Source organism: Cohnella sp. GbtcB17 (genome assembly GCF_019091135.1).
GTDB lineage: Bacteria > Bacillota > Bacilli > Paenibacillales > Paenibacillaceae > Cohnella.
The window spans coordinates 26,570-44,519 of sequence record NZ_JAGXJW010000034.1 but is presented as its reverse complement, the minus strand read 5'-3'; the positions used below and the strand labels follow the sequence as shown (position 1 = coordinate 44,519).

General features: G+C 58.4%; 21 protein-coding genes and 5 tRNA genes. 10 read left to right on the top strand and 16 right to left on the bottom strand.

The window, feature by feature from the left end; translation table 11 throughout:
- Positions 1-24: 24 nt before the first annotated feature.
- Positions 25-294: a YolD-like family protein gene (locus KVT38_RS19065; protein ID WP_217595331.1), complete on the bottom strand. Its 270-nt coding sequence runs from the start codon at positions 292-294 to the stop codon at positions 25-27.
- Positions 295-407: 113 nt separating this feature from the next.
- On the opposite strand from KVT38_RS19065, the gene KVT38_RS19060 reads away from it, so the two are divergent.
- The 3 genes from KVT38_RS19060 to KVT38_RS19050 all read left to right on the top strand — a co-directional run bounded on the left by KVT38_RS19060 (position 408) and on the right by KVT38_RS19050 (position 3,086).
- The gene (locus KVT38_RS19060) at positions 408-1,166 is read left to right on the top strand and encodes an IclR family transcriptional regulator (protein WP_217595330.1); all 759 of its coding nucleotides are present in this window, start codon (positions 408-410) and stop codon (positions 1,164-1,166) included.
- A gap of 217 nt (positions 1,167-1,383) precedes the next feature.
- Positions 1,384-2,157 carry an SDR family NAD(P)-dependent oxidoreductase gene (locus KVT38_RS19055; protein WP_217595329.1) on the top strand — a complete coding sequence of 258 codons (774 nt, stop codon included), beginning with the start codon at positions 1,384-1,386 and terminating at the stop codon, positions 2,155-2,157.
- A 35-nt stretch (positions 2,158-2,192) separates the two neighbouring features.
- On the top strand, positions 2,193-3,086 hold the full coding sequence (locus KVT38_RS19050) for a fumarylacetoacetate hydrolase family protein (RefSeq protein WP_217595328.1): 894 nt from the start codon (positions 2,193-2,195) through the stop codon (positions 3,084-3,086).
- Positions 3,087-3,707: 621 nt separating this feature from the next.
- On the opposite strand, the gene KVT38_RS19045 is transcribed toward KVT38_RS19050, so the two are convergent.
- Together KVT38_RS19045 and KVT38_RS19040 are read right to left on the bottom strand one after the other, a co-directional pair.
- A complete protein-coding gene (locus tag KVT38_RS19045; protein WP_217595327.1) occupies positions 3,708-4,034 on the bottom strand; it encodes a hypothetical protein in 327 nt (108 codons plus the stop codon).
- A 113-nt stretch (positions 4,035-4,147) separates the two neighbouring features.
- Positions 4,148-4,477, bottom strand: coding sequence for a hypothetical protein (locus KVT38_RS19040; RefSeq protein WP_217595326.1), 330 nt, complete (start codon positions 4,475-4,477; stop codon positions 4,148-4,150).
- Between the two features lie 254 nt (positions 4,478-4,731).
- Here KVT38_RS19040 and KVT38_RS34850 point away from each other — a divergent pair, with 254 nt between their 5' ends.
- Entirely contained in the window at positions 4,732-5,094 is a 363-nt protein-coding gene (locus KVT38_RS34850; RefSeq protein WP_254639348.1) for a site-specific integrase, read from the top strand.
- Entirely contained in the window at positions 4,983-5,333 is a 351-nt protein-coding gene (locus tag KVT38_RS35565) for a tyrosine-type recombinase/integrase (RefSeq protein WP_368859127.1), read from the top strand. Before KVT38_RS34850 ends, KVT38_RS35565 begins: the two co-directional genes overlap by 112 nt.
- Before the next feature lie 90 nt (positions 5,334-5,423).
- Here KVT38_RS35565 and KVT38_RS19030 read toward each other — a convergent pair.
- From KVT38_RS19030 to KVT38_RS19020, 3 genes are all read right to left on the bottom strand, one after another.
- A tRNA-Leu gene (locus KVT38_RS19030) sits at positions 5,424-5,509 on the bottom strand.
- Between the two features lie 90 nt (positions 5,510-5,599).
- A tRNA-Lys gene (locus KVT38_RS19025) sits at positions 5,600-5,675 on the bottom strand.
- A gap of 10 nt (positions 5,676-5,685) precedes the next feature.
- A tRNA-Glu gene (locus KVT38_RS19020) sits at positions 5,686-5,760 on the bottom strand.
- A 150-nt stretch (positions 5,761-5,910) separates the two neighbouring features.
- Between KVT38_RS19020 and corA the strand changes: the two genes are divergently transcribed.
- From corA to KVT38_RS19005, 3 genes are all read left to right on the top strand, one after another.
- Entirely contained in the window at positions 5,911-6,852 is a 942-nt protein-coding gene (corA, locus tag KVT38_RS19015; protein ID WP_217595324.1) for a magnesium/cobalt transporter CorA, read from the top strand.
- A gap of 84 nt (positions 6,853-6,936) precedes the next feature.
- Positions 6,937-8,193, top strand: coding sequence for an NAD(P)/FAD-dependent oxidoreductase (locus KVT38_RS19010; RefSeq protein WP_217595323.1), 1,257 nt, complete (start codon positions 6,937-6,939; stop codon positions 8,191-8,193).
- Positions 8,194-8,446: 253 nt separating this feature from the next.
- A complete protein-coding gene (locus KVT38_RS19005) occupies positions 8,447-8,659 on the top strand; it encodes a hypothetical protein (protein ID WP_217595322.1) in 213 nt (70 codons plus the stop codon).
- On the opposite strand, the gene KVT38_RS19000 is transcribed toward KVT38_RS19005, so the two are convergent.
- From KVT38_RS19000 to KVT38_RS18990, 3 genes are all read right to left on the bottom strand, one after another.
- Positions 8,660-8,750: transfer RNA gene (locus tag KVT38_RS19000), tRNA-Ser, on the bottom strand. It abuts the gene before it with no gap.
- 5 nt (positions 8,751-8,755) lie between these two features.
- Positions 8,756-8,831 (bottom strand) — tRNA-Asn (locus KVT38_RS18995).
- A gap of 81 nt (positions 8,832-8,912) precedes the next feature.
- The gene (locus KVT38_RS18990; protein ID WP_217595321.1) at positions 8,913-9,413 is read right to left on the bottom strand and encodes a SprT family protein; all 501 of its coding nucleotides are present in this window, start codon (positions 9,411-9,413) and stop codon (positions 8,913-8,915) included.
- Positions 9,414-9,517: 104 nt separating this feature from the next.
- On the opposite strand from KVT38_RS18990, the gene KVT38_RS18985 reads away from it, so the two are divergent.
- A complete protein-coding gene (locus KVT38_RS18985; protein ID WP_217595320.1) occupies positions 9,518-9,874 on the top strand; it encodes a hydrolase/acyltransferase in 357 nt (118 codons plus the stop codon).
- Positions 9,875-9,995: 121 nt separating this feature from the next.
- A complete protein-coding gene (gene cmpA, locus KVT38_RS18980) occupies positions 9,996-10,133 on the top strand; it encodes a cortex morphogenetic protein CmpA (protein ID WP_217595319.1) in 138 nt (45 codons plus the stop codon).
- A 128-nt stretch (positions 10,134-10,261) separates the two neighbouring features.
- On the opposite strand, the gene KVT38_RS18975 is transcribed toward cmpA, so the two are convergent.
- From KVT38_RS18975 to KVT38_RS18945, 7 genes are all read right to left on the bottom strand, one after another.
- Positions 10,262-12,451 carry a Tex family protein gene (locus tag KVT38_RS18975; RefSeq protein ID WP_254639347.1) on the bottom strand — a complete coding sequence of 730 codons (2,190 nt, stop codon included), beginning with the start codon at positions 12,449-12,451 and terminating at the stop codon, positions 10,262-10,264.
- Positions 12,452-12,507: 56 nt separating this feature from the next.
- Positions 12,508-13,146 (bottom strand): TetR/AcrR family transcriptional regulator, encoded by a 639-nt coding sequence (locus KVT38_RS18970; RefSeq protein WP_217595318.1) that lies wholly within the window; start codon positions 13,144-13,146, stop codon positions 12,508-12,510.
- Positions 13,147-13,679: 533 nt separating this feature from the next.
- Entirely contained in the window at positions 13,680-14,030 is a 351-nt protein-coding gene (locus KVT38_RS18965; RefSeq protein WP_090114400.1) for a type II toxin-antitoxin system PemK/MazF family toxin, read from the bottom strand.
- 3 nt (positions 14,031-14,033) lie between these two features.
- On the bottom strand, positions 14,034-14,315 hold the full coding sequence (locus KVT38_RS18960) for a CopG family ribbon-helix-helix protein (protein WP_090114402.1): 282 nt from the start codon (positions 14,313-14,315) through the stop codon (positions 14,034-14,036).
- Between the two features lie 150 nt (positions 14,316-14,465).
- A complete protein-coding gene (alr, locus tag KVT38_RS18955; RefSeq protein ID WP_217595362.1) occupies positions 14,466-15,653 on the bottom strand; it encodes an alanine racemase in 1,188 nt (395 codons plus the stop codon).
- A gap of 188 nt (positions 15,654-15,841) precedes the next feature.
- Positions 15,842-17,017, bottom strand: coding sequence for a DUF4367 domain-containing protein (locus KVT38_RS18950; RefSeq protein WP_217595361.1), 1,176 nt, complete (start codon positions 17,015-17,017; stop codon positions 15,842-15,844).
- A gap of 113 nt (positions 17,018-17,130) precedes the next feature.
- Positions 17,131-17,937: a C39 family peptidase gene (locus KVT38_RS18945; protein ID WP_217595317.1), complete on the bottom strand. Its 807-nt coding sequence runs from the start codon at positions 17,935-17,937 to the stop codon at positions 17,131-17,133.
- Between the last annotated feature and the right edge of the window lie 13 nt (positions 17,938-17,950).

Genomic DNA, 17,950 nt, shown 5'->3' with positions numbered 1-17,950 from the left:
AATAGTCCTACGGCTGGCATGCGATTAATCTCTGGGGTGATCGATGCGCATGATATCAAGGAAAGGCAGCTTGGCGAGCTTCTCGAGCGTTTGGACATGGACCAATCTCGTGCGCGCGTCCAGCTTCACGATCCGGCCCCGCACCGGCTCCGGCTCGTCCCAGATCGTCAGCACGACCGTGCTTTCTTCCTGCATCGCCTCCACGAGACGCTCTCCCAATTCCTCTAGCTCGAATTCGTCGCGCGTCGGACGCTTGGCTTTATATTTTTTTCCCGGCTTTTTTACCTCTGGCATGGTGTACCTCCTTAGAAGTGAACTCTCCTATTCTATCAAATAACGGAGGCGTTATGGGAAAAAGGCGCTTGTGATATAATAAACCAAGTTTATTAGAGAAACCTGGTGAGAAAATGGAACGTTCGGAGCGCAAATATTGGGTGCCGGCCTTGGAAAGAGCGCATGAGGTGCTTCATTGCATCGCGGCCCGCCCTTCCCGGCTGCGGATGATGGACCTGGTGTCCGAGACGGGCATCAACAAAAGCACGATGTTCTCGCTTCTGCAAACGATGGAGACGCTGCTTTGGGTAACGCGGGAAAAAGGCGAAACGTATGCGCTCGGCCCCGTATTCGCCACGCTGGGCCGCGCTTATTTTTCCGGCATCGATCTCGTCGCGCAGTTCCAGCGCCTGGCGGCGAGCGCGGCCGAGCGGGTCGGCGAGACGGCGCAGCTTGCCCGCTTGGAAGGAACCCATATTCTGTACCTCGCGAAAAAAGAAGCGCCGGCGCCCGTACGGCTCGTCTCCGAGCCGGGCATGCGCATTCCCGCTTATGCGACGGCAATGGGAAAAGCGCTCCTGTCGCAAATGCCGGACGATCGGGTGCGCGCGTTGTTCGCGGACGCCGCGTTCGAACGGTTTACCGAAAAAACCGTCTCGAACGTGGAGGCGTTGATCGTGCAGCTCGCGCAAGTTCGCGAACTCGGGTATGCCGTGGACGAGGAAGAGGTCGTGAACGGGATCGCGTGCATCGCGTCCGCCGTCAAAGACCCAAGCGGCGTTCCCGTGGCGGCCGTCAGCTTCACGATGCCGCTGCCTCGCTGGGAAGCCAAAAAGCCGGACGCCCGGACGGAAGTGCTGCGGCTGGCGGAGCAATTGTCAGCGTTGCAGTAGATGGAGATTGGGTCTGGGTTTCGAAAGATTAGGCTCGAATAAGAAGACCGATTCGAATACAGATCCTGATTGAGAATCGGAAAGGACTCGTTTTCGCCGCCTTTGGCGCGTGAAAGCGGGTTCTTTTTTCGTTGACCGGCGCAAAGGCGAATGCTATATTTGTTTTATATAATAAATTTGGTTTTATATAATAAACTTAAGGATGTGAATACCGCTTATGAGGCTGGACGGCAAAGTGTGTTTGATTACGGGTTCGGGCTCCGGCATCGGTAAAAGCTCCGCCTTGCGCTTCGCGCAAGAAGGCGCAACCGTCATCGTGAACGACCTCGATCAAGCGAAGGGCCGGGAGACGGTTGACGAGATCAACAAAAGCGGCGGCAGCGCCCTGTATATCCCCGGCGACGTCACGTCGCCGGCCGATATGGAGCAAATGGCGCAGACCGCCCTCCAAGCGTATGGGCGCGTCGACGTGCTCTTCAACAATGCCGGCATCAGCGGCGTCGGCGCGCTGCACGAGCTGGAGCTCGAGCAATGGGACAGAGTGATGCGCGTCAACATCGCCGGCGTTTTTTTGCCAAGCAAGTATGTGCTGCCGAGCATGATGGCGCGCAAATCCGGCTGCATCATCAACATGTCGTCCTGCATCGCCGAGATCGGGCTTGCCCGCCGCGCCTCCTACGCCGCCTCCAAAGGCGCCGTCCTCGCCTTGACCAAGTCGATGCAGGTGGACTACGCGCCTTACGGCATCCGCGTAAACGCACTGCTCCCGGGCACCATCTTTACACCGTTCGTCGAGAACTACTTGAAAACGTCCTACGACGAGCCGGAAAAGGCGATCGAAGCCATCAAGAGCCGCCAGCTCAGCGGCGAGCTCGGCAAGCCCGAGGACGTGGCGAATGCCGCGCTGTTCCTCGCTTCGGACGAAGCCGGATTTATGATGGGCTCGCCTCTCTATATCGACGGCGGCGTCACGTTCGGCAAAAATGCATAATACGTTTTAGATACTGCGAGAAGGAGACTTAAGCGATGAGATTCGTAACAATTCGGGAAGAAGATAAGCTCGCTTTGGGCGTTGTTAGAGGAGAACAAATCGTGCATCTGCGCAAAGCGCTGGAAGCCGTGCCGGCGCAGGGCGTGCCCACTGAAGCAATGGACTTGATTCGCGGCGGAAAAGAAGCGGTCGCTGCGGTCGAACGTTATATCGGTCAATTGCCGGCATCGCCGCAAGCCTTCCTGCTGCAGGAGAGCGACGTCCGGTTCGGCCCGTGCGTGACCGCACCGGGCAAGATCATCTGCATCGGCTTAAACTATCGCAAGCATGCCGAAGAATCGAACGCGCCGATCCCGGAATACCCGATCCTGTTCAACAAATTCAGCAATACGCTTGCCGCCCATGGCGACGAGATCCCGCTGCCGAACCGGGTGACGAGCGAGGTCGATTACGAAGCGGAGCTCGCCATCGTCATCGGCCGGGACGCCAAATACGTAAGCAAGGACGAAGCGCTGGACTACGTATTCGGCTACTGCTGCGTCAACGATCTGTCCGCGAGAGACCTGCAGATGCGCACGCATCAATGGCTGCTCGGCAAATCGCTCGACAAATTCAGTCCGCTCGGACCGTACCTCGTCACGTCCGAAGAAGTCGGCGATCCGAACGCGCTTGCCATGCGATCGCTCGTCAACGGAGAAGTGCGGCAGAACTCCAACACGTCGGACATGATCTTCCCGTGCGACGAGATCGTCAGCTACGTGTCGCAGCATATGACGCTGTATCCGGGCGACGTCATCTTGACCGGCACGCCGGAAGGCGTCGTCCTCGGCCGCCCGCCCGAGGAGCGCGTGTACCTGAAGCACGGCGACATCGTCACGATCGAGATCGAAAAGCTGGGCTCGCTCACGAACCGGATGGTGGACGAATAGGCAACGGGCGGTGAAACGCAAAAAGGGATGAAGCCGAGCAGCCTTCGGCTTCATCCCTTTTGGTTGAGAACGCGACACGATCGTGGCGTTAGGAACGTTTGCGGCTCCCCACACAAAGTACTCCCAGCCCCCCGGTCCGCCGTTCGGGCTGACCGCCTTGAGCGGGTAGTCCTAATCGCCCGGATTGAAGCTTACGTAAGTCCTTCCCCAGTAGGGCGACCGGAAGGCGACAAGTCCGCCGCCGCAATCGCGATATCGACCGGGCCGCCCGCCGCGAGCTCGAGCTAGAGCTTGAGATTGTTGACGTAGTCGGCCTGGGGCGTAAAGGTCACGTCGAGCTTCGGGCGAAGTGTATCCATTGTTTGCCGCTCGAATTCGGCGACCACGTCGTCGAAGTGTCTGGGCTTGTCCCCCTATAGCATGATTTGAAGCGTGACGGGCTCCGCATTGGAAGTCTTCCCGGTGCCGCTCGGAACTGCCTAACGGCACGCTGACAACGCGGACAGGCACAGCAATGCGGTTAACGGGAGAAGCGTCGCGCGGCGGGCTGTGCTTATGTTCATCTGGGCGTCCCTCATTTTTCGCTAGGTTGCCTTTAGTATAACACGCACGCAGTAGCCCTTATCGAGACTCTAACTCGGCAGGGTGGCGTTTCATTAGCTCGGGAACGGAATGACCTCGGCCCGTCTCCTTCAGCCGCTCGACATAACGTGGCAGCTCGCCCTTCGCATGCGCCGGGCCGCCTTCCTTGATGACCATCCAAAGCGGGTCGACGTCATGCTTCATCGACGCCATAATGCCGTCCTGCCATTCATATAGAAGATAGACGGTTTCCTTGCACAGCTCCGGACGCACGCCGGCTACGTTATGCTGCTCGAACGGATCGTCCTTCAGGTTGAACAGCATCTCCTTGTCGAACAGATGATAGCCGTCGTGATACGTCCGCACTTACAGCCAGTTTGCAGTCTTGCGCTGACCATCGCCATCGTTTCACCTCAGTACTACATTTAAAAAATAAAAATGCCCCCGCTTTTTAGTGGAGGCGTCAGTGTATTCGACTCTTAAAATCCACCAGGAGCAGGTGGTTGAATGTATGTTTGATTCTGTTCTTTTTTTGCAGCACTAACCATCAAAAGAATACCTGTGATAATGTGCATGATCATACCCACGAACGGAATCCATGCTACTAACGAGGTTACGATCCCTAGAATTGATCCATACTTCACTTCTTGATTTTTTGTGGAAAGAACCAACGTTACGATATGCAGTACGAACATTACGAAAAGCGGAACGTACGAAAAACCAATTACTATCAATCCTCCGAGAACGGGGATACCCAAGAATATTTCAAGAGCACCCGTAACCCACTTTAGTACTTTAGAACCTGTCATTCTGCATCCTCCATATCAGGAAATATGTCCTAAATATAACAGACGGAATACTGTGAAGGCTACTATTTTTTTCTATTTATTTTGTCTTTACGTTTTCTTTCGACACGAATATCAATCATGGCATAGAAGATGGCTGCCCACTCGTGACGGCTATCTGCACCAAGGAATGAGGCAGGATTTTTAATTAGTGGAGGACGTAGTAGGCGTAATTGGCCTCTGCGTCGCGTCGGCAAGGCGCAATGTGGAGGCTGTTTATGCTTGGAGCTCTGATCGGCGGCTTCGGGCGCGGTGAGTTAGTGGCCCCGACGTGGGATGATGTGGACTTCGAAGCCGGAACAATCCGGGTCGACGAGAGCATCTCATTGACCGTGGATGGAAAAGCGATTATCGCGGCCCCCAAGACGGAAGATTCCGAAGCCACGGTTGATATGCCAAAGTGGTATATGGACGAGCTAAAGAAATATGAACGATCGTGGAAAAAGAATTACATGCAGATGCGAGACAAATGGAAAAGTACGGACGGACGTCGATATGTATTCCATGCCGGCTACGGGAAACAATGTACTTTTCGAATCCGTCGCAATGGTGGAAGAAATTCCTCGCGCGGCATGAGTTGAAACATATTCGGCTGCATGACCTTCGGCACACGACCGCAACGTTATTACTGGAGAACGACACGGATCTGAAGATTATCCAAGAACGTTCGCGTCACTCCCAGTATTCAATTACAGCTGATCTGGATGCGCATGTCACGAAAAGGCGAGCCGGGCGACAGCGGACAAGTTCGACCAGTTCGATCCGCGCGCAGGTACGAATTGAAAGTTCGCTCCCTCGTCGCTTCCACGCACGAAAATAAGAACAAGCATTCCCCAACGATCGAACCCTCACCGCTCCGGTAAAAATAAAAAAATCCCTCATGCATCAAGGGATTTCATCATTTGAGTTATGGTGCGGTCGAGAGGACTCGAACCTCCACGGTATTGCTACCGCCAGCCCCTCAAGCTGGTGCGTCTGCCATTCCGCCACGACCGCATAATTAAAGTGTTGATGTTCTCCAAGCGGCAGTGCCGGGGAACTTCTTGAAGCGTCTTCCTTGCGTCAACCGATCTTGCCGATCGAAGGTGGTGAGCCATGAAGGACTCGAACCTTCGACACCCTGATTAAAAGTCAGGTGCTCTACCAACTGAGCTAATGGCTCGTACTGAAGTTGGTGACCCGTGGGGGAATCGAACCCCCGTTACCTCCGTGAAAGGGAGGTGTCTTAACCGCTTGACCAACGGGCCGCATTAGCATCAATTCGCTTGTTTATCTCGTTCCCTCTCGGGCGACAAAAATGATTATATAACACGCTTTGCCGATTCGCAAGTACCTTTACGCAATTTTTTAAAAGTTTTTTTGTGGTGTATGCTAAGACCAAGAAAGGGGCATCCATCATGACTCAAATGCTTCTATATAACGAATCGACGCAGCGCGTGGAGGAGACGGCCGTGCGGGTGCCTAGCGAGGGCGAAGTCGCCTGGGTGCCGCTGATCGCCGCCTCGCAGGAGGAGATCGAGCGCGTGCTGCGAGATGTGTTCTGCTGTCATCCGCTTATCGTCGAGGACTGCGTCAAGCTGAACCAGCGTCCCAAGCTCGACCGCTACGACAAACATCTGCTCCTCACCTTCTTCGAGGTCGGACAGGATCTGACGACGATCGAGACGGAGCATGTCATCGGCCCCAACTACGTCATCACGGTAGCCCCTCAGTCCGCGAGCTCGGTCGAAGCGGCGGAGCGGGACTTCCGCGCCGCGCCCGAACGCTTCATGACTTTTTCCGGCGTCATCCTCTACCGCCTGCTCGACCGCTGCGTCGACGACTATGCGGATCTGACCGACAAGGTGGAAAACGTGCTCGACAAACACGAGCGGGCCGTCTTCCGCAATCCGCATGTCAAGATCGCCGGAGACGTTTTTCGCCTCAAAAGGAAGCTCCATACGATCAGGCGCATTATGGCGGACGAAAAAGCGGCGCTCGCGCAGCTGACGCATCATCAGTTTCCTTATACCAGAGAGGAAGCGGATGTATATTTCATCGATATCTACGATCATGTATCGCGCGTGCTCGATTCGATTGACGGCTTCCGCGAGTCGCTGTCGGGTCTCCTCGAGCTGCAGATCAACATGAAGTCGGATCGCATGAACGAGATCATGAAGACGCTCACGATCGTCAGCTCCATTTTCCTCCCCCTGACCTTTGTCGTCGGCCTGTACGGCATGAACTTCCACGATATGCCCGAGCTGCGCTGGAAATACGGCTACCCCGCCGTGCTGCTCGTCATGGCTGTAATTGCAGGATCTCTCTGGTGGTTCTATAAGCGAAAAAAATGGCTGTAATCGCCCGCCTCGCCCCTCGTTTCAACGGTTGTTGTATCCGGTTAAGCAAGAAGTAATACGGATTCGACAAAGGGGCTATTCGTTATGAATGAATTCAAGCTGCACGACGGTTCCCTGTACTGGCCAAAAACGATGTCTTTCTTCCCTACATATCCCTCTCTGCGCGAACGCGCGATGACGCAGGTCGCGATCGTCGGCGGCGGAATGACCGGCGCGATCTGCGCGGCAACCCTCGCAGAAGCCGACATTCCCGCCGTACTCGTCGAAGAGAAACGGGTCGCTTGCGCCAGCACGGCCGCCAATACGGGCCTCATCCAGTATTCGAGCGATATCATGCTAAGCGAATTGGCGGACCGGATCGGCGAAAAGGACGCGGTCGCGTTTTACGCGCATAGCTATAAGGCCGTGAACGACCTTAGCTTGCTCGCGGCCGCCATTCCACAAGACGGCGGCTATCGCGCCCGCGCCAGCCTCTACTGCGCCTCGGAGACCGGCGACGCGACTAAGCTGCGCCGTGAATACGAGATGCTCCGCCGGCATGGCTTTGCTGCCGATTGGGGCTCCCCCGCAGGAGTCGGTCCCGGCTTCAAGGCGCGTTATCCCGAAGCGCTCGTGACGCATGGCGATGCCGAGCTCAATCCCGTTCGCTTCGCCCACGGCTTGATCGCGCAGGCGGCACGCAGCGGTGTCCGCGTCTTCGAGCACACAAGCGTGACGAGCATGCGAAGAAGAGGCGACTGGTTCGTCTTGACCTGCGACGGCGGAGAGATACTTGCACACACGGTCGTACGCGCAACAGGCTATCTCCCCGGCGTCGATGGCGCTGCCGGAAGCGAACCGCTCCTTCGCCGCACATTCGCGCTTGCGACGCGGCCGGACTCGGTTCCGTCCGAATGGCGCCCCGACTTGATGATGTGGGAAACCGCGCGACCCTACTTCTACTTCCGCACCACGCCTGACGGCCGGATCATCGCCGGCGGGCTTGACGAAGCCATGCGGGACTCCGCGGACGGCGGATGGACGCTGCAAGCGCGAACCGACAAGCTGCTCGCCGAGCTCGGGGCGTTGTTCCCGGGCCGCAGCTTCGAAGCCGAGTACGCCTGGAGCGGGGCATTCGGCGAATCGCCGGACGACCTGCCTTTCATCGGCGAGCATCCGGAGATGCCCGGTCTCTTCCATGCGCTCGGCTACGGTGGCAACGGCACTGTCTACGCGATGCTGGCCGCAAGCATGTTGGTGGCGCGTCTGCGCGGGGAGATCCATCCGCTAGCCGGATTGCTGCGGCCGAGGCAGGTCGCTAACCAGGGTGCAAAGGACAAGCCGGCGATCAGGAAGGCTTGATGGGATGTAACTGCTTGTACGGCATACTGGGAAGTCTCGCTCGGGGGTAAACGTTGTTCGCATTCGCACGATTTGAGCGATGTAGTTCGAATGAGCGTGTTTGTTTGTTTCTAATCGAGACTTGTTCGTCCTTTGCGTCGCATCGAGAAGGTTGTTTGTTCCTGACCAGAACTACCCCGCCCTGCTCGACTTAGTGACCCGCGTGTTTGTTCCTAACCAGGACTAATCCGCCCTGCTCGACTTCGTGAGTGGGGTGTTTGTTCCTGGCCAGGACTACCCCGCCCTGCTCGACATCATGAACCGCGTGTTTGTTCCCGACCAGGACTACCCCGCCCTGCTCGACGGCGTGAGCCGCGTGTTTGTTGCTGACCAGGAATACCCCGCCCTGCTCGACATCATGAGAGGTGTGTTCAAACAAAATAAAAAAGGATTGCCTATTCGGCAATCCTTCGTCATGTCGCTGTAGTGGCGGAGAGAGAGGGATTCGAACCCTCGCACCACTTGCGCAGTCTAACCCCTTAGCAGAGGGTCCCCTTGAGCCACTTGGGTATCTCTCCAGAACTGGCTCCCCGAACAGGACTCGAACCTGTGACAACTCGATTAACAGTCGAGTGCTCTACCGACTGAGCTATCAGGGAACGTTTTTCTCAAAAGCGACATTGATTAATTTATCATATGTCCTTAAATGAGTCAAGCACTGTGCACAAACTTTTTTTAAACTAATTGTGCATCGCCTGTCCAGCCATGGCAACGGCCTTCTCCGGCGCGGCTTCTTCGAGTCGAAGCTTGCCTTTGCACCGGCCGCAAACGTACTTGCGCGGATCGGTCTTGCGCTTGCGCGGATAAGACATGCCACAGGCCCTGCATACCAGATGATAGCGGACCGGCAAGCTGCGGCGGGCGCCCGGCAGCGCCTGACAATAAAGCGTGGCGCCGACTTGCGCAAGCAGCGTCTTGAACTCGGCGTCGCGATGGCGGTAGCCTCGACCGAGCAGGTGCAGATGGTAGTGGCACAGCTCGTGCTTGATGATGCGCTCCGTCTCTTCAGCTCCATTGATTGCGAGCTGATGCGGGCTGATCTCGATATGATGGCTTTTGGTGAAGTAACGGCCGCCTGTCGTCCTCAGCCTGCTGTTGAACGCGGCCTTGTGCAGGAAAGGCCTGCCGAACCATTGCAGAGACAATGCCTCCACCCACTGCTGTAATTCACGGTTGTCCATTAAAGGAGCCTGCCTTCCTGCCTATGCCTTGTTCTACTTGAATTGTAGCCACGGGTTGGGCTACACTGTCAAGTAGAATTTGCCGAGGGGAGACCATCTGACTCATGCCCGACATGACCCACGTATTGCTGCAACGCGCCGACGGCAGCCTCCTGTTCGTCGAGATGCCCGCATCTCACGCCTATCAGCTTAGCGCGCTGAACCTTAGACTGCACAAGGAGCTGTCCAAGCTGACGGCGGACAACGTACCGGCGCTGCCTAGAGCCGTCGCTGAGGTAGGCAGCCTGGATCTGATGGAGGGTGCGGCCGAACGAATCGGCGGCATGGACTACGTCAACGAGCTCGAAGCGACATTCGCCGCCGTACGGGAAGGCGAGTACCCGCTCGTCTCGCTGCTGACGGAGATTCGCGCCCTGCAGGCGCAGCTCGAGCAGTGGTACGAGGAAGAAGGCCTTCTCTAGTCTCCATCGTTCGACGCGCGGCCTGATTTTTTACCTTAATTCCAGCAGTCGGACCTGCACGGTTCGCCTTTCCGCTCCATAAGGTATTAGTACAGCATGACAGTGGAGGAGGACGACGGCTATGCCGCAATGGCTGTGCAATCAGATGATGAGGGCTTACCAGAAAAAGGACCGCCGCCAGATCAAGATGCTGAACGACTGCTGGTTTTTCTATTATCGCCAGCCCGCAAAGGATGCGGCCGCGATTAACCGTCCCTAACCGACCGTTCGACCGTCAAGGATTGAACGCATACCTATCGCTATCATAATCACAGCCGCCCCGAATGCGGACGCAGCATGCTGCGCCGCATTCGGGGCGGCTGTATGTCGGGCGGGATCATCTCGGCGTCAAGCCTCCGCAGGCCCCTTCATCGTCAGACTAACGCGACCCTTCTTCAGATCCGTGCTCATGACCCATACTTTGACCGTGTCGCCGACCGCGACCACTTCCGTCGGATGCTTCACGAACCGGTTGCTGATCTGCGAAATATGCACGAGACCGTCGTTCTTGATGCCGATATCGACAAACGCACCGAAGTCGACGACGTTGCGGACCGTGCCGGTCAGCTCCATCCCCGGCTTCAGATCCTCGATATCCAGTACGTCCGTATGAAAAATCGGCGCCGGCAGTTCATCGCGAGGATCGCGTCCCGGGCGCTGGAGACTGTCGAGAATGTCGCGCAGCGTCGGCACACCGACGCCCAGCTCGGCGGCCGTCTCCGCGGCGTTTACGGCGCGCAGACGCTCCTTCACCTCGTCGGTGCCGATCGCTTCCAGCTTCAGCCCGAGCGCCTTGAACAGCTTGTCCACGACGCCGTAGGACTCGGGATGGATCGGCGTGCGGTCGAGCGGATGCGCGCCGTCCGAGATGCGCAGGAAGCCCGCACACTGCTCGAACGCCTTCGCGCCGAGCCGCGGCACCTTTTGCAGCTGCTTGCGATCGGTGAATTTGCCGTTCTCTTCGCGCGCCTTGACGATGTTCTTCGCCAGTGTGGCATTGATGCCCGACACGTACGAGAGCAGCGACGGCGACGCCGTGTTAACGTCTACGCCGACGTGGTTGACCGCCGACTCCACGACGCCGCCGAGGCTCTCGTCGAGCCGCTTCTGTGACACGTCGTGCTGGTACTGTCCGACGCCGATCGCCTTGGGCTCGATCTTCACGAGCTCCGCGAGCGGATCCTGAAGCCGGCGCGCGATCGACACCGCGCTGCGCTCGGCGACGTCGAGATCGGGGAACTCCTCCTGCGCAAGCTTGGACGCCGAATATACGCTGGCGCCCGCCTCGTTTACGATCAGATACTGCAATCCGCGTTCCGGCATGCCTTTGATGACCGACACGACGAACTGCTCCGTCTCGCGCGATGCCGTGCCGTTGCCGACGACGATCAGCGTGACGCCGTACTGGCCGATCAGCCTGCGGAACATCGCCTCGGCCTCCGCCTTCTTGTTGTGCGGCGGCGTCGGATAGGACACGGCCACCTCGAGCAGCTTGCCCGTATCGTCGACGACGGCCAGCTTGCAGCCGGTGCGGTAGGCAGGGTCTACGCCGAGCACGACCTGCCCTTTGACGGGCGGCTGGAGCAACAGGTTCCGCAGATTCTCGGAAAAGATCGAGATCGCGTGCTCCTCCGCCTTCTCCGTCAGCTCGGCGCGCAGCTCGCGCTCGATCGAAGGGGCGATCAGCCGCTTGTAGGCGTCCTCCGCGGCCGCCGCCAGCGCGTCCCGCGCCGGAGACGGCCCACGGAGCGTACGCCTGTGCAGCTCGGCGACGACGCGTTCCGACGGCACCTCGAGTCCGACGCCGAGCACGTCCTCGCGCTCGCCTCGGTTGATCGCGAGCACCCGGTGCGGCGGCAGCCGTTTGACCGGCTCGCTGTATTTGTAGTACATCTCGTACACGGATTCGGCGTCGGCATTTTTGGCCTTGCATTGCAGCACACCCTGGTCCCACGTGAAGCGGCGCACCCACTTGCGGATGTCGGCGTCGTCCGCGATACCCTCGGCTACGATGTCCATCGCACCCTGGATGGCCTCCTCCGCGCTGCCGACGCCCTTGGCGGCGTCGACATATCGGGCCGCCTCGCGCTGCAAATCGCCCTGCCTAGGCTGCGACAGCAGCCAGTTCGCGAGCGGCTCGAGCCCCCGCTCCTTGGCCACGCTCGCCCGCGTCTTGCGCTTTTGCCGGTACGGCCTGTACAGGTCTTCGAGCTCCTGCAGCTTGACCGCGGCGCCGATCGCCTTCGCCAGCTCGGGCGTCAGCTTGCCCTGCTCGTCGATCAGGCGGAGCACCTCGCCTTTGCGATCCTCCAGCTGCTTCAGATAGCCGCGGCGCTCCTCGATGGCCCGAAGGACATTCTCGTCCAGCTCGCCGGTCATCTCCTTGCGATAGCGGGCGATAAACGGGATCGTGTTGCCCTCGTCGAGCAGTCCCGCCACCGTGCGCACTTGCGCAGGCTTCAGATTCAGCTCCGATGCGATCTGCGCGATCATGCGCTCCGCCGCCAGCTTCGCGTCCGGCAATGTCGCTTCATTCATGGTACTTCGGCTCCCTCTGATCAAGTCTTTTCCCATCATAACAAAAGACGCTTCCGTCAGGAAGCGTCAGCAGGATCGGCATCAAGCGCGAGCGCAGGCCGGACATTGTCGGGGCAGCGCAGCGCGGCAAGGGCGAATCCGACCATATCCTCGATCAGCCGCTCCGCGTCGGGCACGGGCTCCGACAGCACCGGATCGAAGAAGCTGAATTCGCGCCTGTACGTAATCCCTCCCCATAGGTAAAGAAAGGCGCTGTCGAGCGAGCGGTAATGGAAGACGCCGCGCAGCTTGCCTTCGGCGAGCAGCGACCGGATTTTCTCCCAGATCGGCGTCAGATACTCTCGAATGTAGTCGCGTCTGCACGACTCGTTGCCGATCTCGTTCTGGATCACGCGGACGAGATCGGGGTCCTCGAGCTGGAACTTCACGATCTCCCGGATGACCACCTTCAGTCCCGCGATCGGCTCCAGCGGAGCCGCGATCGTCTCCCGAACGAGCTCGATCGGAAAAAACTCGTCCAGCAGCGCTTCGAAAAGCTTGTCCTTGCCTTGAAAATAATACGACACGAGCGCGGGATTCGTATCCGATTCGACGCCAAGCGCCCGAACCGTCGTCCCGTCAAAGCCCTGTCGTGCGAAAAGCCGCTTGGCGGCCAGCAGAATGCGCATCCTTGCGTCTAGCTCGTAGGTACCCATAATTCCTCCCACTGCCGGATAATACTTTAGTGCTTCACCGCATTATCTCTATTATGCAGCAAAGGACCTACGCGAAGCAAGCATGCGTTTGTCGAATTTGTGGTATATTTTATGCAAAAAGAGATCGTGCGGCCTTTGTGTTTGCGCATTGGCGCGTAGCCAACTGTAAAGTCGGACTGAGGGGCCGTTATTCTTGTTTCTATCGCTGTTCGCGGCCCGATCGCGGACTCAGGGGGCGCTATTGCGAGATTGACGACCTTTTTTAGCCTTGATCCGAGGAAATAGCGCCTCTCCAGTCCAAAACGATCGTCATTGGGACGGGTTTTGCGAATTAGCGTCCCCTGAGTCCGATGCATCGTGCCTGTTGCCAGATGCCTCTGTCTGATGTCTGATGTCTGATGTCTTGTGCCGGATGTCTCTACCTGGCGCCTCTGCTTGGTGCCCGGTTCCCACCGCCTCTGCCTGCTTTGCAATCCGCTGTTGCCCCCAGGCGCAAAAAAAGAACGATCCCTTCCCTCAAGAAGGAACCGCTCTTAAAAATCGATCAGACCGACGCTGATGAGCAGCGCCTCGTCTACTTTCCTCATCATTTCCTCGTCCAAGTGCGTAATCTTATCCGTAAGCCGCTGCTTGTCGATCGTGCGAATTTGCTCGAGCAGCACGACCGAATCGCGCTCCATCCCGTGCTCCTTGGCCTCGATCTCCACATGCGTCGGAAGCTTCGCCTTTTGAATCTGCGCCGTGATCGCCGCCACGATGACCGTCGGACTGAACCGGTTGCCGATATCGTTCTGTATGACGAGCACAGGGCGAACGCCGCCCTGCTCGGACCCGACGACAGGCGACAGGTCCGCGTAGAACACATCCCCGCGTTTGACGATCAATCGCTACACCCCGCTCACGAGCCGTCCGAGCGTGCTCTCGGCGTCTTCCTCGGCATGGAAGGCCTCGGATGCCATGTTCAGGTTGATCTTGGCCATCTCCAGGTATCCCCGCTGCATCGCGTCGCGGATCAAGCGTTTTTTTCTGTCGACCAGGTACTGCTTCATCGCCTGGCGGACGACCTCGCTGCGATTGGAATTCTCGTTCGCCGCGACATAGTCCACCTCGCGCAGCAGATGATCGGGCAGACTGATCATAATCCGCTTCGTATTGTGCAAATTGGCCACCGAACACGCACCCCCAAAAAATGTCCATGCTGCAATAATTCCCAGTATCTCGTTAGCTGAAAGGAAATATACGAATATCATACCATTCGCGCCGTTCGCGCGTCATTCCTGCTTGACGGCATTAAAAAATGCCGACGCTTCGACGGGCCGCTATCCCTGCCATAACGGGTTGGCCACGCCGACGACCTTGCCGCCGCTGACGTACACCCTCGGTACGCGGGCCGCGATCATGCAGGTCACTTCATAATTAATCGTGCCCAGCTTGTCGGCGAGCTCCTCGACCGGCAGCACCGTATCGCCCTGACGGCCGAACAAGACGACCTCTTCGTCGGGCGCCCAAGGGGGCTCCGCAGCGCCGGACGTTCCTTCGTCCAGCCGCACCATGCACTGATCCATGCAGATCGAGCCGACGACGGGATGCCGCCTGCCTCTGACGAGCACCTCGGCTTTGCCGGACAGCATCCGGCTGAAGCCGTCGGCGTAGCCGATCGGCAGCGTGCCGATCGATTCGCGCTTTTCCGTGAAGTATCGCGTGCCGTAGCTGATGCCTTCGCCGGCCTCCAGCGTCTTGACATGCGCGAGCCGCGTGCGCAGCGACATGACCGGCGCAAGAGCAATCTCGTCGCGCCGGACTTCGTCGCTCGGATACAGGCCGTACATGCCGATGCCGAGTCGCAGCATGCCGCCGACCCGGGGCGGCAGATCGATGCCCGCGGCGGTGTTGCCCGCATGTACGATCGCAATGGGCAGTTCGGCACGCCGGACGTAATCGACGACCGAAGCGAAGCGCTCGGCCTGCATCTCCGTGTAGCTCTTGTCGCTCTCATCCGCTCTAGCGTAATGCGTATACAAGCCTTCGACCGCCAGCTGCGGCAGCTTGAAGGCTCTCTCCAGAAAGCGCTCGGCAGCCGGTCCCGGCAAAACCCCGAGCCTGCCCATGCCCGAATCGACTTTGACATGCGCTTTGAGCTTCGCCCCGTTCACGGGCATTCGTTCGATCGCATCGAGTTGATCGTCGCGGTACAGCGTCACGGCGACGCCGCGCTCGCGAGCGATCGGAAAAGCTTCGGACGGCGTCAGCCCAAGCACGAGTACCGGCGTATCGATGCCAGCGTCGCGCAGCTGCAGCGCTTCGTCCAGAAAGGCGACGCCGAGATAGTCCGCGCCGGCCTCGACGGCCGCTCGCGCGGTCCAGACCGCGCCGTGGCCGTATGCGTTGGCCTTGACCGAGGCGAGCAGCCTCGTGCCCGGCGATAGGCGCGACTTGAACGCGGTCACGTTGGCGCGCAGCGCGTCCAGCGAGATCGCGGCCACCGTCGGCCTGTAGTATCCTTCCAAGTACGTCACCTACTTCTGCCTGAAAACAGATTGCTGCCTAATACAGTAATGTTACCGGGCGCGGGCCGTACTGTCAACGCAAGAGCGGCAGCCAAAGCTTGGCTATCTGTCTCTCGGATGCCAAAAAGCCGGTCTTGGGACCGGCTTTTGGCAGTAAATGAAAACGACTTAATGTAAGGTTACGGACGTTATTTGCCGGATTGATCCACGAGCGCCTGGGCGACGCGAACCATCTCCTCGTGCGGCAGGTCGACCGTCGTCAGACGATAGTCAATGCCGTCGTACGTCCAGGACAGCGACTGCGTGTCGTCTTCGGTCAGGAAGCCTACGGTAAAGCCGAGGTCGAGCGCCTTCGTCTGTGCCAGCGTCGAGACCGCGCGGTCCTTGGACTGCGACTCGACAATCGAGAAATCGTAGGTGCCGCTGTAGCGCAGCATGACCCCTTGCTGTCCGTCGCCGAGCTGCACGTCGAACGGTGCTTCCACCTGTGTCACGCCTTGCGGCAGCATGAGCGGGTCGGGCTCGATCGCGGCCATTTCGGCGACGGGTTCGGCGGCTTTGCCATCGCTGCCGTCCGCCGGGTCTGCGGTCGCGGGATCTGCCGTCGCCGGATTTTCGGCCGACGGGTTGGCCGTCGCCGGATCGGCGGACGCGCCCGTTCCGTCGGTGGACGACGAGGCGACTGCGTCCGGCAGCGCGCCGGTCGTGCTGGCATCGCCCTTCGGCGTCGCGAGGTTCTGCTGCATGTCGAACGCGGACTTGTCGAACTTTTTGCCGAATTCGAAGCTGTCGAACTTCACGTCCACCAACACGTTCGAGTTTGTATCCGTCACCTCGACGAGCTGCGGAGAATAGTCGCTCTTGTCCAGCCAGATCTTCTGGCGGGCGAACGAGCCGTTCTGATAATTGCCGGCCATGACGTTAAAGACGTAGGAGTCCTTCTCCGCCGCGAACTGTCGCGAATTGTCGACCGTGATGCTGTGCAGCAGCGTCTGCAGCAGGTACACTTGGCCCTGATTGTCCGGCCAGTCGCTCTGGAAGCGGTAGCTCTTGTTCAGGCTCGGTGTCAGGACGAACACACCGTCGTCGTTGCGGAGCACGATCTGCGTCACGTCTCGGCTCGCGCTCGTCAGTGCGACGCGGTAATAGTTGGGCTTCTGGTACCACACCTCGACCTTGTAAGCCTGCGGCTGCTGCCCGGTATGCAGCGTCATGACGCCGCTTCCTTGGTAGCTGTCCATCTTGTCCGACAACTTGGTCAGATCCTTCACGACCGAATCGGCGTTCTTGCCTGCGCCGCATCCCGACAGCAACGTCGCGACGAGCACCAGGGCAACCGCGATCCACGGCAGCTTGCGAAGCATCACATCAACCCCTCTTCGAATGGTTAGTCCATGCTTCATTCCTATGAGGGGACTTGACCGAATATGCGGACGAGATTGGCGAGCCCAGGAGTACACACCATCGATACGAGGGATTAAATGACGCCCTTCCGAGCAAGTACGGTAAGCAGGCGGTAAAAGTCGTAGCTACCGCCCGAAGGCGTATCGATAAGTCTGGATTTTACAGCCGCCTTGACAGCGTCAGCAGCCCAGGTGGGCGGCTCGTTCATAATTTGGAATTGCTCGAGCGATTTCACTTTTTCGGAAAGCGACTTGAGCTGCGCATTCTGCTCATTAACAAGCTTTTGCAGCTCCACAAGCTCTGTATGTTCTTCTTTCGTCATTGGTCCATTCTCCTCCTCACTTTTATTAGGGAAAATCCAAAATTGTCGAGCCTCGGTCGTGAACACAGATTCGTGCACGCGGATTCGGCCATCGTCTTTAACTCCTTGATCGATGAGACCATCTTTACCATACTTAGTGTTGTCGTGATTCGGATCAAATACCTCAATCCACTTACCATTGATACCGACCAGCAGCACGTAATGGCCACCGCCGGTCAGGTGGCCCGGGCTCATCGTAGCGATAACGAGTGCGCCCGCCGCGAGAGCCTTCTTTGCATCGGACAGACTGCCGGTCTGCCTCACTGCGAGTCCGTAGAAGCGGGCAATCGCGTCAAAATAACTCCACGCGGTGCCGCTGTTCGCTGTCCTGTAGCCGTGCTCGACCGCAAAGGATGCAGCCTCAGGCGGAAGAATGACTCGGTCTGTGAACGTGCTGGCGACCATCGCAAATGATGTCGGACCGCACGCGCTCGAGCCGATCGTCTGCGTGGGATCACCGGTCCGTGTATATGGCATGAATGACCATCGCTTGTCCTCTTGGCTGTAATATACAGTCATGCTCCTCAGTCCT

Bases quoted from the DNA above. Each gene is read 5' to 3' on its own strand.
- KVT38_RS18945 (WP_217595317.1), bottom strand. From the start codon at position 17,937: ATGACTGTATATTACAGCCAAGAGGACAAGCGATGGTCATTCATGCCA.
- KVT38_RS34850 (WP_254639348.1), top strand. From the start codon at position 4,732: ATGCTTGGAGCTCTGATCGGCGGCTTCGGGCGCGGTGAGTTAGTGGCC.
- KVT38_RS19010 (WP_217595323.1), top strand. From the start codon at position 6,937: ATGAATGAATTCAAGCTGCACGACGGTTCCCTGTACTGGCCAAAAACG.
- KVT38_RS19060 (WP_217595330.1), top strand. From the start codon at position 408: ATGGAACGTTCGGAGCGCAAATATTGGGTGCCGGCCTTGGAAAGAGCG.
- corA (WP_217595324.1), top strand. From the start codon at position 5,911: ATGACTCAAATGCTTCTATATAACGAATCGACGCAGCGCGTGGAGGAG.
- KVT38_RS18970 (WP_217595318.1), bottom strand. From the start codon at position 13,146: ATGGGTACCTACGAGCTAGACGCAAGGATGCGCATTCTGCTGGCCGCC.
- KVT38_RS18950 (WP_217595361.1), bottom strand. From the start codon at position 17,017: ATGCTTCGCAAGCTGCCGTGGATCGCGGTTGCCCTGGTGCTCGTCGCG.
- KVT38_RS35565 (WP_368859127.1), top strand. From the start codon at position 4,983: ATGGAAAAGTACGGACGGACGTCGATATGTATTCCATGCCGGCTACGG.
- KVT38_RS19065 (WP_217595331.1), bottom strand. From the start codon at position 294: ATGCCAGAGGTAAAAAAGCCGGGAAAAAAATATAAAGCCAAGCGTCCG.
- KVT38_RS19050 (WP_217595328.1), top strand. From the start codon at position 2,193: ATGAGATTCGTAACAATTCGGGAAGAAGATAAGCTCGCTTTGGGCGTT.
- KVT38_RS19040 (WP_217595326.1), bottom strand. From the start codon at position 4,477: ATGACAGGTTCTAAAGTACTAAAGTGGGTTACGGGTGCTCTTGAAATA.
- KVT38_RS18975 (WP_254639347.1), bottom strand. From the start codon at position 12,451: ATGAATGAAGCGACATTGCCGGACGCGAAGCTGGCGGCGGAGCGCATG.
- KVT38_RS18985 (WP_217595320.1), top strand. From the start codon at position 9,518: ATGCCCGACATGACCCACGTATTGCTGCAACGCGCCGACGGCAGCCTC.
- cmpA (WP_217595319.1), top strand. From the start codon at position 9,996: ATGCCGCAATGGCTGTGCAATCAGATGATGAGGGCTTACCAGAAAAAG.
- KVT38_RS19055 (WP_217595329.1), top strand. From the start codon at position 1,384: ATGAGGCTGGACGGCAAAGTGTGTTTGATTACGGGTTCGGGCTCCGGC.
- KVT38_RS18990 (WP_217595321.1), bottom strand. From the start codon at position 9,413: ATGGACAACCGTGAATTACAGCAGTGGGTGGAGGCATTGTCTCTGCAA.